13 protein-coding genes are annotated in these 12,697 nt (G+C 68.1%); 6 read left to right on the top strand and 7 right to left on the bottom strand.

The genetic code is table 11. The annotated features are described in order from the left end of the window. Window positions 1–969, bottom strand: a 969-nt coding sequence (locus tag ACE3P0_RS10300; protein ID WP_374402513.1) for a metallophosphoesterase, incomplete at its 3' end; no start/stop codon positions are given. Between the two features lie 143 nt (window positions 970–1,112). Further along, complete coding sequence (locus ACE3P0_RS10305) at window positions 1,113–1,865, bottom strand: AAA family ATPase (RefSeq protein WP_374402515.1); 753 nt, start codon at window positions 1,863–1,865, stop codon at window positions 1,113–1,115. Window positions 1,866–2,073: 208 nt separating this feature from the next. On the opposite strand from ACE3P0_RS10305, the gene ACE3P0_RS10310 reads away from it, so the two are divergent. The 3 genes from ACE3P0_RS10310 (at window position 2,074) to ACE3P0_RS10320 (ending at window position 4,666) form a co-directional block, all read left to right on the top strand. Beyond that, window positions 2,074–2,760, top strand: a complete 687-nt coding sequence (locus ACE3P0_RS10310) for a DNA alkylation repair protein (RefSeq protein WP_374402517.1) — start codon at window positions 2,074–2,076, stop codon at window positions 2,758–2,760. A gap of 9 nt (window positions 2,761–2,769) precedes the next feature. Further along, window positions 2,770–3,312 carry a YgjP-like metallopeptidase domain-containing protein gene (locus ACE3P0_RS10315; RefSeq protein ID WP_374402519.1) on the top strand — a complete coding sequence of 181 codons (543 nt, stop codon included), beginning with the start codon at window positions 2,770–2,772 and terminating at the stop codon, window positions 3,310–3,312. 79 nt (window positions 3,313–3,391) lie between these two features. Further along, window positions 3,392–4,666: a diguanylate cyclase gene (locus tag ACE3P0_RS10320; protein ID WP_374402521.1), complete on the top strand. Its 1,275-nt coding sequence runs from the start codon at window positions 3,392–3,394 to the stop codon at window positions 4,664–4,666. Between the two features lie 13 nt (window positions 4,667–4,679). On the opposite strand, the gene fliL is transcribed toward ACE3P0_RS10320, so the two are convergent. Next, window positions 4,680–5,108, bottom strand: a complete 429-nt coding sequence (gene fliL, locus ACE3P0_RS10325) for a flagellar basal body-associated protein FliL (RefSeq protein ID WP_374402522.1) — start codon at window positions 5,106–5,108, stop codon at window positions 4,680–4,682. Between the two features lie 204 nt (window positions 5,109–5,312). Between fliL and ACE3P0_RS10330 the strand changes: the two genes are divergently transcribed. Further along, window positions 5,313–6,608 (top strand): DUF3422 family protein, encoded by a 1,296-nt coding sequence (locus ACE3P0_RS10330; protein WP_374402523.1) that lies wholly within the window; start codon window positions 5,313–5,315, stop codon window positions 6,606–6,608. Between the two features lie 11 nt (window positions 6,609–6,619). On the opposite strand, the gene ACE3P0_RS10335 is transcribed toward ACE3P0_RS10330, so the two are convergent. Further along, window positions 6,620–7,090, bottom strand: coding sequence for a hypothetical protein (locus ACE3P0_RS10335; protein WP_374402524.1), 471 nt, complete (start codon window positions 7,088–7,090; stop codon window positions 6,620–6,622). Window positions 7,091–7,304: 214 nt separating this feature from the next. Between ACE3P0_RS10335 and ACE3P0_RS10340 the strand changes: the two genes are divergently transcribed. After that, complete coding sequence (locus ACE3P0_RS10340; RefSeq protein ID WP_374402525.1) at window positions 7,305–8,414, top strand: poly(3-hydroxybutyrate) depolymerase; 1,110 nt, start codon at window positions 7,305–7,307, stop codon at window positions 8,412–8,414. A 7-nt stretch (window positions 8,415–8,421) separates the two neighbouring features. Here the strand turns inward: ACE3P0_RS10340 and ACE3P0_RS10345 are convergent, their stop codons facing one another. Both ACE3P0_RS10345 and ACE3P0_RS10350 read right to left on the bottom strand, forming a co-directional pair. Further along, window positions 8,422–9,237, bottom strand: coding sequence for a hypothetical protein (locus tag ACE3P0_RS10345; RefSeq protein ID WP_374402526.1), 816 nt, complete (start codon window positions 9,235–9,237; stop codon window positions 8,422–8,424). Between the two features lie 79 nt (window positions 9,238–9,316). Continuing rightward, a complete protein-coding gene (locus ACE3P0_RS10350) occupies window positions 9,317–10,726 on the bottom strand; it encodes an META domain-containing protein (protein ID WP_374402527.1) in 1,410 nt (469 codons plus the stop codon). 274 nt (window positions 10,727–11,000) lie between these two features. Here ACE3P0_RS10350 and ACE3P0_RS10355 point away from each other — a divergent pair, with 274 nt between their 5' ends. Next, window positions 11,001–11,756: a DUF4124 domain-containing protein gene (locus ACE3P0_RS10355; RefSeq protein WP_374402528.1), complete on the top strand. Its 756-nt coding sequence runs from the start codon at window positions 11,001–11,003 to the stop codon at window positions 11,754–11,756. Between the two features lie 16 nt (window positions 11,757–11,772). Here the strand turns inward: ACE3P0_RS10355 and ACE3P0_RS10360 are convergent, their stop codons facing one another. Continuing rightward, on the bottom strand, window positions 11,773–12,561 hold the full coding sequence (locus ACE3P0_RS10360; protein ID WP_374402530.1) for a substrate-binding periplasmic protein: 789 nt from the start codon (window positions 12,559–12,561) through the stop codon (window positions 11,773–11,775). Window positions 12,562–12,697 lie beyond the last annotated feature (136 nt).

The following is a 12,697-nucleotide window of genomic DNA, read 5'->3' on the forward strand; positions in this document are numbered from 1 at the left end:
CCACGGGAAGAACTGGCCGCCATGCGTGTGGCCCGAGAGCTGCAGGTCGAAGCCTGCGTCGGCCGCGGCTTCAGCGCTGCGCGGCTGGTGTGCGAGCAGCACTTTGGCTGCTGCGTCGGCTGGGGCGCCGGCCAGTGCGGCGAGCGGGTCACTGCGATGGCGCGGATCGAACTGGTGCGCGGTGTAGTCGGTGACACCGGCGACCACCAGCCGTGCGCCGCCGTGGTCCAGCACCACATGCTCGTTCATCAGCACCTTTACGCCGAGGCGCTCGACTTCCGCGATCCACGCATGGGCGTTGGAGTAGTACTCGTGGTTGCCGGTGACGAAGTAGGCGCCGTAGCGCGCGGCGAGCCGCTTGAGCGGTTCGGTGTGCGGTGCGAGGTCACGCACGCTGCCGTCGACGAGGTCGCCGGTGACCGCGATCAGATCGGGCTGCAAGGTGTTGACGCGATCGACGATGCGGTCGAGGTAGCCGCGCTTGATCGTCGGGCCGACGTGGATGTCGCTGATCTGCGCAATCGTGAAGCCCTGCAGGGCCTCGGGCAGGTTGGTGAGCGGCACGTCCACCGTCACCACGCTGGCGGTGCGCCGCGCGTTGATGAAGCCCGCCAGCGTGACCGCGGCTGCGAGCACGACCACGCCCTGCGCGCTAAGTGTGTCGAAAGCCGGCGGCAGATGGCTTGCTGCGAGCATCTGCGCGAGGTCGCGCGAGGTCGTGAGCACCAGCACCGACGAAAACAGCCCCATCGCGATCGAACCTGCCCACGTCAGCCGATCGGCGAGGGGCGGGCGGGTGATGTGCCGCGCGATCAGGCTGGCCGGGATCAGCAGCACCGACAGCGCCAACACCGCCCAGGCGAGCGCCGCGGCGGTATCGCTCAAGCCAAGTGCAGGCAGCAGGCGGCTGCCGATGTAGTAGTGCAGCAGACCGAGCAGCGCGGTCGCGATCAGCAGGAAGGTGCGCATGGTGTGCCCGAAGCGTTGTGAAGGGGCGCCGGAGGTGCGAAGGTCTCCACGCGCCCCTGACTCGGGGTTAGATGGGGTGCGGCGATGGCCGTTCAATCGACCATGTGTATCGGAGTGTAGCGTTGCCGCCCGCAGCGGCGGCGTCAGGGCTTCGAGGGGCCACCAATGCCCACTGTGCGGCGCAGGAAGCCGGGGACGCCGGGGTCGCCAGCCTCGTGCGGATGGGCGTCGACCGGGCGGATCATGCGCGGCGCAGGCGCTTCGAAGGCCAGCACCTCGTCGATCCAGGTGGTGACGCCGGCCCAGTCCGGCCGATACGCCGCCACCCGCTCGGGTGTGAAGTCGAACAGCGACAGCCCTTGTTCGAGGAAACGGCAGTAAGCCTGCGTGGCGCGGATCGTGCCGAGGTAGTCGATGTCCTGTTCTGTCGCCCAGTTCGCAAGGGCTTCGGCGTTGCGGGTGCGGGAATCGATGCGCATGCCGACGCACGCGATGCGGCACTTGCCGGCCGCGATGCGCGGCAGGGTGCGCAGTTCGGCGAGGCATTCCTCGGCCGCAACACGGTCGAACACCGAGCTGGTGGCTGGCAGCAGCACCGCGTCGGCATACAGCGCGACCTTCATCAGGCCGATGCCCTGGAAGCCGCCGGGCGTATCGAGCACTACATGCTGGGTGCCCGCTGGCGGCCGCGCGAAGTTGCGTTCGTCGATCGTCCAGCCGCGGATTGGTGTGCGCTCGGCGGCGCGCAGGCCGAGCCAGTAACGGGAGGACTGCTGCCGATCGACGTCGCCCAACATGACGCTGTGACCGAGCGACGCCAGATAGCCCGCGACATGCGTGGCGAGCGTCGATTTGCCTGATCCGCCTTTGCGGTTGATGACAGCGATGACGGTCATCGCTGTCGCCAGTGCGCGTTGGCGGGGCGGCACCACGCAGGGCGTGGCGGATGGATTGAAGTTCCAATCATGCGGAAGTCATCAAAAACCCGTAATCGTCAGTGTAGACCAGCCTTCGGCAAACGCGCGCACCGTGTGCTCGCGCGGTCTGCGAGGCTGGTGTAAAACGCGCTAATCGACACGAATGCGCGACACGAATGCGTCACCCATGAAGCAACAGAATTTCTGCGCGGCGGTTGAAGCCGCGCTGGCCCCGCTGGGCTCGGACGAACGTCGCGCCCCGATGCAGGCTTACATGAAGGGCCGCTTCGCTTTTCTCGGGGTGCAGACGCCGCCGCGCCGTGCTGCGACGATGCCACTGATCCGCGCGCTCGGCACGCCCGAGTCCGCCTGGCTGCTCGATACCGCGGCGGCGCTGTGGCAGCGCCCGGAGCGCGAATACCAGTATGTCGCGGTCGATCTGCTAGCGCGCCACCACCGGCAACTGCGCCTAGAGCATGTGCCGGCGCTGCTCGTTCTGGCTCGCGACAAGGCGTGGTGGGACAGTGTGGACGGGCTCGCCGGCGTGGTCGGCGATGTGCTGCGTGCTGCGCGCCGCGACACCGCAGCCGCGCAGACTGTGATGGATGCCGCGCTGGTGCATGCGGACTTCTGGCTGCGCCGTATTGCGATGCTGCACCAGCTCGGCTGGCGTGCCGACACCGATGTCGGGCGGCTGTTCGACTACGCACGCCGGCTCGCACCGGAACCGGAGTTCTTCATTCGCAAGGCGATCGGCTGGGCACTGCGCGACTATGCGCGGCACGACGCCGCGGCCGTGCGCGGCTTCGTTGCGCAAATGGGGGCGGCCTTGTCGCCGCTGAGCCGCCGCGAGGCGATGAAGCACATCGGCTAGCATCGCGCGATGCAGCCCCGTTCCCCCTTCCGTTACCTGAGCGGCTACGCCGAGCGACTGACCGCGCCAGTGCGCGCGATGATCGCCGATGGCACGCTCGCCGAGCGCCTGCTCGCGAGATACCCGCAGCGCCACGATGTGCGCACCGATCGCGCGCTGTACGACTACGTCGGCGAACTCAAGGCGCGTTACCTACGCAGTGCAGAGCCGCTGAGCAAGGTTGCCTACGACAACCGCCTGCATGTGATCCAGCATGCGCTGGGCACCCACACCGCGATCTCGCGGGTGCAGGGCCAGAAGCTGAAGGCCAAGCGCGAGATCCGCGTCGCCGGCGTGTTTCGCGAAGCACCGCCGGAGTTCCTGCGCATGATCGTGGTGCACGAACTCGCGCACCTGAAGGAGCGCGACCACGACAAGGCCTTCTACCAGCTCTGTAGCTACATGGAGCCGGCCTATCACCAGCTGGAATTCGATCTGCGGACCTATCTGGTGTTGCTGGAGGCGACCGGCGTGCGCCCATGGGGCGGCGAGGACACGCCAGGGGTGGCGTGATGCCGCCGCGCTCTGGCCAAGCCATGACTGTCGTGGCAAGGGCTGCGCGTTGAGCATCACCGCCCCTACAATCGCCGGCATGAACTCGCAGCCCGTCCATACCCCGCACATCGAACGCCTCGCCGAGGTGGTCGCGCTGCCGATCGGGCGTTGGGACGTATCCGGTCGGCTGGTGTTCTGCAACACCCCCTATGTGCAATGGGCGGGCCGCCCGCGCGAGGTGCTGCTGGGCCATACGCTGGCCGAGCTGTTCGGCGAGGTCGCCTGGAACGCTGCGCGGCCGGCCTTCGAGCGTGCCTTTGCCGCCGGCGAGATCGCCAGCTACGAACGCCTGCTGACGCATGCGCCGCACACGCCGCGCTGGGCGCGCATCCAGGTCTTCCCGGATGTGGAGAACGGGGTGGTGACTTCCGTCTTCACGATCGCCACCGACATCCATGAAGACGTTGTCGCGCGCGAGGCCTTGATCGCCGCGCGGGTGCGACTGGACCGCTTCACCGAGAACATCCCCAACCCGCTGATCTACCTCGACCGCGATGGCGTGATCCGCTTCGCCAACAAGGCCTACCGCGAGGCCTGCGGCAAGCCGCCCGAGGCGCTGATCGACCACCACCTCGCCGCAGTGCGCGGTGATGCGGTGTGGCAGGAACACCGGCCGCATATCGAACGTGCGCTGTCGGGCGACACGGTGCATTACTCGCGCCTCGTCGAAGGGCTCACGCATGGCCCGCGCTGGCTGCGCACGAGCTTCGTGCCGGATTGCGACGAAGACGGCAGCGTGCGCGGGCTCTACACCGTGACGATCGATGTGCACGACCTCACCGTCGCGCAGGAGCAGCTGCGGCGCAGCGTCGAACGCGATGCGCTGACCGACGTGCTGAGCCGGCGCACGATGATGAGCCGTATCGAAAGCGCGCTCGCCGAGCCGGGCATCGACCCGGTCGCGCTGTTCTTCGTCGACCTCGATGGCTTCAAATCGGTGAATGACGAGTTCGGCCACGGCGAGGGGGACGTGCTGCTGGTCCGCGTCGGCACCGCCTTGCAGAACGCGGTGCGTGCAGAGGATGCGGTCGGCCGTTTCGGCGGCGACGAATTCCTCGTGCTCGCCAGCGTGCGCGATGCCGCCGGTGCCGCAGCGCTTGCACAGCATCTGCTCGACGCGATCCGCAACATCACGACGCGGCAGGCGCTCGCCGACCGTGTCAGTGCAAGCATCGGTTACGCGCTGGCGCCGCAGGACACCACGCAGCCGATGAAGCTGCTGCAGCGCGCGGACGACGCGATGTATGCCGCCAAGCGACGCGGCAAGAACCGCGTGATGGCGGCCTCTGCGCTCGACGGCAGCGCTGCTTGAAACGCGGCCCGCGTCAGGGCTGCTGCAGGATGAAGTGCGTGAAGAACACTTCCTTCACGCCGTTCTTGCGGCTCGTGCCAAGGATCTTGTTCGACGCTTCGAGGATCTTCTCGCCCAGCGCTGCCTTGCCTTCGGCGCTGCGCAGCCGCTCCGGCGTTTCGGCTGAAATGATCTGGATGATCTGGTGCTGCAGCTCGGGTTTGTAGGCCTCGATCGCCTGTGTCGCGGTGGGGTTGGCGCCTTCGAGCACGATCTGCGTCTGCAGCACGGTGCCGCCGTGGCCTGTCTTGCCCACATTCACGACGAACATCATCGGCGCCGGGCCGGCTGCCTTCTCGCCGCCGCCATGGTCGTTCGCCTGAGCGCCCGGCGTGAGCAACAGCAGGGTCGTTGCGGCAAATAGCGCAGGCAGGCAGGCGTGCAGGCGTTGCAGTCGAAGCATGGAGTTTCCCGCCGCGGAGCGAAGGTCATCTGGGATTCCGGATGATACCCGTGCGTTCGCCGGCCAGCGTGTTCGGGCGTGCCGCGCTTTCTGGTTTTCCCTGAGGCGGTGGGCGCAACAGCCGCTTCGTTCGGCTTGCAGTCGATCGACCATACGGCAGAGTATGGTGGATCGCCGCCAACCTTCGGAGCCTTGCCGACCGCCATGTCCGAGATGCTGAACGCCCATCCGATGCGCCAGGTGCTCAACGACGAAGCGCACGCCCGCCCGCCAGCCGCGATCGAAGCCCCCGCCCGCCTCAGCTCGCTGACGCTGCTGTTCGAGCGCGACGGCATCGGCCAGTGGGAGGCGCTGATCCGGCTCACCCGCAGCATGGGCTGCCCGCCGCCGGAGATGGAAAAGCCGTACTACACCGGCGTCGGCCCGACGCTGACGATCCGCTGGTCGCTGCACACCGAGTTCGTGCGCTACACCTTCATCCTGCCCGGTGCGGGGGATGCGAGCTTTGCCGAAACCGCGCTGGATCGTGTTCCGCTCGAATGGCTGCTGGCCCTGCCCGGGAGCGTGCTGGTGGCGCTGCATGCCCTCTTGCTGCCCGCTGGCGATGCGCCGACGCTGAGCGCCGATGCCGCCTCCGCGCGCTGGTTTGGCGGCCACGATCTGATCGGCGCCGAGATCGGTGACGGCAACGGCGTCGCCTACACCGACCTGCGCCTGCATGCCGATCCGCGCATCGGCGGCGGCTGCTCGCGCTTCGTGCTGATGGATCGCGGCATGGGGCCGTTCCAGAAGGGCCGCATGTTGCAGCGCCTGTTCGAGATCGAGACCTACCGCATGCTTGCGCTGCTCGCACTGCCGGCGGCCAAGCAGCAGATGCGAACGCTGGACGAGCTGAGCCTGCAGCTGCGTGCGATCACCGAGTCGATGGGCGCGCCGCGTGGCGACGACGCCCAGTTGCTGGCAAAGCTCACCGCGCTCGCCACCGCCGTGGAGAATCTCGTCGCCCAGAGTCAGTATCGCTTCTCCGCGGCGCGCGCCTACTACCAGCTGGTGGAACGCCGCATCGGCGAACTGCGTGAGCGCCGTATCGCGGGGCTGCAGCCCTTCCGCGAATTCATGGAGCGGCGCCTCGCGCCGGCCATGGAAACCTGCGAAACCGTGGTCGGCCGACAGGACCGCATCACCGCGCGCATCCAGCGCGCCAGCGCGCTGCTGCGCACGCGTGTGGAAGTGCAGCACGAAGAGCAGAACCGCGCGCTGCTCGCCAGCATGGATCGCCGCGCCGCACTGCAGCTAAGGCTGCAGGAAACGGTCGAAGGCCTTTCGGTCGCGGTGCTGACCTACTACGCGGTGGGCCTCACCGGCTATGCCGCGAAAGCCCTCAAGGCGATTGGACTGCATCTGAACCCGGACATCGTCACCGGCGCCGCGATACCGGTGGTGGCGCTCACGGTGTGGGCGGGCGTGCGCAGCGTACGCAAGCGGCTGCGCCACACCTGAATTGCCGCGACTCAGCGCCGCTTGCGCAGCGGCGTCGGGCGGCGCGGTGCGGCGGTCTGCTCGCGCTTGAGGGCGGCCTTTTCAGTCTTGGTCAGCGGCGGCAGCGTGGCTTCGTACGCGGCGATCGCGGTGGCGAGGCGCTCGGCCGCGAGCTGGATCACAGGATGCGCGCCGCGCGCCGGCTCGTATGCGGCGAGGCGTTCCTTGACGCGGAACGCGCGCTCGTCGTGCTCGTAATTCTTGCGCCCCAGCGCCAGCACTTCCTGCGCCGCTTCGGTGAGCGTGAAGCCGCCGGATTCTTCCAGCAGCAGTCCGTTGGCGGAGAGCCGCGCGAACGCGTCGTGCAGCTTCACGCGCGCCGGCAGGCGCTTGTCGTGAATCGCCAGTGCGAGGATCAGTGCGTCGAGCTCGGCTGGGCCGCGCTTCGACGCGAGGGCCACGGCGAGCAGCAGCTCGACGTCGGTATCGTGGATCGGGGTCATGGCAAACCTTTCAAAGCGGCAAGGGTAATCGAATTCGGCCTTTGCGCCGCAGAAGGCGCGGCGTTGGCCGCCACCACGATCGCGACGTCGCGTTTGTGCAAGCGCAAATTTGTTCGGCTTCCAGCCGATCTCCGGTGACGCTTGCGTTTGGTAAACGGCCGACTACGCTGGATATTGCACTGCAGCACGTCGTCATCGTTCGCGGAGTTTGAACATGAGATCGAGCACTCTCCCGCGCTGGTACGCCGGCATGCTCTGGCTGATCGCCTTCGCCCCCGCGCTGTGCGCAGCCGAAGCCGGCCTGCCGCGCCTGCCAGCGCTGAACATCGATATCCGCGAGACCTCGGTGTCGGGCATTTCTTCGGGTGGCTTCATGGCGGTGCAGTTCGAAGTGGCGCACGCCGGCATCGTCAAGGGTGCCGGTGTTGTTGCCGCGGGGCCGTACTGGTGTGCGCAGGGCAGCAGCATCACCGCGACCACCGCCTGTTCCTGCACGCTGGATCCGAGCCACACGCTGTGCGCGGTATCGCAAGACAGCACGCGCGTGCCGGACCTGGTCGCGGCGACGCGGCGCTTCGCGGCCGAGGGGCGCATCGACGACCCGGCGGCGCTCGCGCGTCACCGTGTGATCCGCTTCGCCGGCGGGCAGGACCGTACGGTGCCGGCGCCGGTTGTCGCGCAACTGGCGCGCTACTACAGCGCGCTCGGCGTACCGGCGGAGAACCTCGCTGCGCGCGAGCTGCCGGCTGCCGGGCATGCGATGCCGACGCCGGACTACGGCGGCGCGTGTGAGCTCTCGCAGGAGCCCTACATCAACCGCTGCGGCGTTGATGCGGCCGATGCGATCCTGAGCTGGATCTACGGGCCCTTGAAACCGGCGCGCAAGAAGCCGCGCGGCACGTTGACGAAGTTCGACCAGCGCGCCTATCTGCCATCTGGCGCGGCACGCTGGCGCAGTGGGCTCGACAGCAGCGCCTGGGTGTATGTGCCGGCTGATTGCGCGAAGGGCGCCGCGTGCCGCCTGCATGTTGCGCTGCACGGCTGCCGGCAGGGCCAGAGCTATGTGCCGCTGAAGCCGCTGCCCGGTGGCGGCGTGTACTTCGGCACCACCTTCGTCGAACACGCGGGCTACAACCGCTGGGCGGACGCGAACCGCATCGTGGTGCTGTATCCGCAAGCGGTGTCGGTGCCCTTCCTGAACCCGAACGGCTGCTGGGACTGGTGGGGCTACAGCGGCGCGAACTACGCCGAACGCGATGGCGTGCAGATTGCCACGCTGCGTGCGATGGTGGATCGCCTTACCGCTGGCGCGGCACCGCGCTGAAAGCGGATCAGCAGCCACCCCCGCCGCTGTTGCGGGTGAAACCGAAGCCGCCGGCGCTGCGGCTGGGGATGATGCAGATCAGGATTGCCATCGACTTGGCGGACTGCACGATGTCGGGCGGGAAGGGCGAATACGGCGCGGCGCGCTCGACCAGCGCCTTGATGAAGTTGATCTGGTCGAACTGATCGCCGGCGTTGAGGATCTCGAAGCTGCGCACCGTGCCGTCCGGGTTCAGGCGCAGTTGTACCGCGGCCTTGCGGTAGCCGACCTGGCGGCGCTCATCCTTCACATGCGCGACGCTGCGGTTGAGTTTGGTGACCAGCGCGTCGAGGTACATCTCCAGGCTGAACGGATTCACCGGCGGGCTGTTCGCGATGCGTTCGAGCGACACCGCGCTGTCGTCGGATTCCGCGGCGGTCTCGCGGCCGATCTGGCGTGCCATGGCGAGCGAACGTTGCGCGAGGCTGGGTTGCGCGCGCGCCTCGTTTTCCAGCGACTGCAGGAAACCGTTCATCTCGTCGCGCTCGGCCTGCGTGAACTTCGGCACCGTGGCGGCAGCCGGCGCGGCATCCTGCTTGCGCGTGATCACGTTGCGGCGCGGCGCGGTCGACCTCGCTTGCGGCGCGACCTGCGGCGTGGGCTCCGGCGCGGGTTCCGGTGCCTTGGCTACGCGTGGTGCGAGCCGCGTTGTCAGCCGGCTCGGCGGTGCGGCCGGTTTCGGGCCGCGCACCGGTGCGAACAGCACGACCGCGTGCACGACGAGCGAGACGACAAGGGCTACGCGCAGCGGGCCTTGCCGGCGCGGACGGGAGACAACGGACATCGCGCCAGTCTACCGCGGATGGGGTGGGCGCCCGCGCTGCCGGGCGCGCGGGACTTTGCGAGCAATCGTTACTGCGGGGTCAGCGCAGTGCGACGGCCTCGAAACGCGCGACCGCAGCACCGCCCGCATCGAGCAGCGTGAGCTGCTGACCGACGATGCGCCAACGTGTTACGCCCTTGAGCGCGGCGAGGAAGCGCTGCTCCTGCTCCATGCCATCGACGCAGGCCATCATGGTGCTGCCGATGTTGCCGAAGCTGAGTCGATCGCCTTCAAGCGTGTAGCCGCCGAGCAGGCGATTGCAGCCGCCGGAGCCCGACAGGCGCGTGTTGTCCTTGTGCAGGATGAGGTGCGCTTCGCGCTGGCGTTCGCTGGCGGTGACCGCCGTGTTGCCGAGCTGCGTCAGCTTCCAGTAGGTCTCCTGCAAGGTAGCGGCGGCAGCCGCCGGGGCGGTCTTGGGCGCCGTTTCGCAGCCAGCGCCGGGCATCACTTGGTGGAACTGATCTACAACCACCGTCGCCCGTGTGCCGCTGCCCTCCATTGGTGGGCGCTCAGCGATGCGGCCTTCGAAGCTCACGAGCAGCGGCGCGCCAGGGGCGTTGCGTGCGTCGCCGTAGGCACGTTGGAGGGCGGCATTGTCACCCTCGCTGGCGACCGGCAGCGTCTGGCCGGTGGTGCAGAGCTGGATCGTTGCGGCATCGGCCATGTAGCGATAGAGCCCGCTCAGCGTGAGTTTGGGTTCGATCGGTGCGTAGGTGGGCAGACGTTTGAGGCTGTAGTTGAGTGTCGAAGCAATCGGTTTGCCCTTGCGGTCGAGCTTGGTCAGCGCGCCATCGGCCTTTAGCGCAAAGGCCTGCGGTTCGCTCTGTCCGGTCGTCAGGCGCAGGATTGTCGGCGGTTGCGACAGCGTCCAGGTACCGATTTCGTCGAAGGGGCGCGCATCGGCTTGGCCGTCGTAGGCAATCCGCAGGCGATAGCTGTGATCTGACAGCAGGTCGAGGTGCCAGCGGGTGCCGGCGCAATCGGCGCAGGGCAGGGTGCCTTCGAAGGAGGCGGGCAGGCTGCCCAGTGCGGTGCCGCTCGCTGCCGCGCCATCGCCGGTGCGGCGCAGCAGCATTTGCGCCGGCGCATCGCCCTTGCCCTGCAGCACCGGGTAGCTGCGGTCGGTGGTGAACAGCAGTTGGCCGTCGTTCTTCACCGTGGCGCGCAGGTTGTAACGGTGGCCAGCCTGCAGCTTGGCGTCGTCGTACTCGATCGTGAACAGGAAAGGCGGGTTGCCGGCCGGTTCGAGGCGGGCACGGCCGATCACGGTGGCGGGCGCGTCGGCGCGCGAGACGTCTTCGAGCGTTGCCTCGAACACCGCCCCAGGCGGCAGCGCCATGCGTTCGCGGTAACTGGCACTGCCGCTCAGCGTGGCCGCACCGGCGGCGCTTGCGATGCCGAGCGCGGTGAGCGCCAGCAGCCAGCGGCGTGCGATCTGCATTCCCTTCATTGTGTCGTCTCCCGTTGTTGTCGAGGCCATTCACTATGGCACCCGCTGCTGCGCGTCGCCACGTCCGTACGCGCCAGTGGTGTGATCGAACGCGCCGCAGGTGTCATCGCGCCGCAGGGCTGACGCGTTAGAGGTGCCACAGAACGCTGTGGTTGCGGGCGGTGTGCGGCACGACGCGTGCCTGCACTGTGGTGCTTTGCGCCGCTGCGTTGCGTCAGCACATCCGGATCGCCCTGCACACGCCTATCGAAAGGACGGGCCCTTGCCCTTCGCCATGCAACTTCCCTCCCGATTCCTCCGCGGCAGCCTGGCCGCCTGCGCGTGCTGGCTATTGTGTGCAACACCTGCCTTTGCCGAGGTGTACAAGTGCGCCGACGCGCAGGGCAAGGTCAGTTATTCGGGCACGCCTTGCGCGGCCGGCAGCGTGCGCCAGCAAGCGGTGAATGCCTCACCCGCTTCCGCGGGCATCGGCGGTGTTTCAAGTGACGCCGGTTCCACCCCTCGCGCGAACTCGGCGCTGGCGGCCGCCTCGGCGCCGGAGAAGTTCTGCCCGTCCGAGCGCGACATCTCGAATCTGGAAAACCGCGCCACCAGCATCACGCTCGACGACAAGGCGCGTGCTTTCATCCGCGACGAGGTGCGGCGAGCACGCGCCTGCTCGCGTGAAGACACGCACTACACGCGCGAGGACTGGGCCCGCGTCGAGCGCGGCATCGATGCGCAGAACCGCTCGCTGGAGCGTGATCGCGAAGAAGGCCGTGCAGCGGCGATTGATACCCACAGCGTGAGCGCTTCGGCGCAGGAGCGCGAGCGGATCGAGAACGAGAAGAACCGCGAAGCGCTACGCGAGGCCGAACGGCAACGCGAAGCCGCGATTCAGGATGCCGCTTGGCGGCCGGTGGCGCGCTGTGACAACTCGGCTTGCTGGGACAAGGGCGGCAACCGCTATGGCAAGTCCGCCAACGGCAACTACCTGAGCCCGGCCGGGCAGGCCTGCACGCTGAACGGCGGCCGGCTGCACTGCCAGTGAGCGGCGGCATCGGGCCTCAGGACCCGATCGAGCCATCCAGATAGGGATTGACGATGCTGTCGTAGCGGCTCGCGGTGCCCGGTTTGCTGCGGCGCAGTGAGTCGAGCGCGCGCTGGATTGCGGCGAGGTACGCATCGGGCACCGCCTTGCTGCAGGCGAAGTAGCTGTCGCCCATGCGCAGCGGGAACTGCACTGCATAGTCTTCCTGCCGCAGTTTCATGCTGGCGATCGTCCAGCGGATCACCGCCTGGCCGTGCACCCAGGCTTCGACGCGACCGGCGTTGAGCATGCGCAGCGCGCTCTCCGGCCCGTCGGCGAGCGAGAGCCGCGCGGGCTCCGCGCCGTAGCGAGTGGCCGCGTCGCCCGCCACATCGCCGCGAATCGCCACCACGTCGCGCCCTGCCAGTGCCGTTGCGGCGTTGCTGCCGAGCTCGGTGTCGCGCCGGGTTGCAACGCCCATCAGCGAAGCGACGAATGGGCCGATCCAGCGGTAGCTGCGCTCGCGTGCCGGCGTGCGCGCCATGGCGGTGACGCAGACCGGGCGTTGCGTTGCCAACTCGGCGAGCACACGCGCCCACGGCAGGAACACGAACTCAGGCTCGGCAATGCCGGCTTCACGGTGAGCGGCGCGGACCAGTTCGATCGCAAGCCCGCGCGGGCCTTCCGGCGACACATAGCTGAACGGCGGATAGGGTTCGCTGACCCAGCGAACCGGCTCGGCATGCGCGCCGCTTGCGCCCAGCACTGCAAGTACGGCAACTGCGGCATTGCGGATCCGGAGGAGGCGACGCTGGCGGGGTGTCATCGTGTTCGCAGCCGCAAGGGAAACATGTGCGGGTTAACGTCCTGCCGGGGTCGCAGCTTGAGTCGCGCGGGTTTCGCAAAGTCGAAACATCGTTACGGCAGCATGGCCGATTGTTCGACTTCTGCTTTCAACCGGA

This window comes from Niveibacterium sp. (genome assembly GCF_041909475.1).
GTDB lineage: Bacteria > Pseudomonadota > Gammaproteobacteria > Burkholderiales > Rhodocyclaceae > Niveibacterium.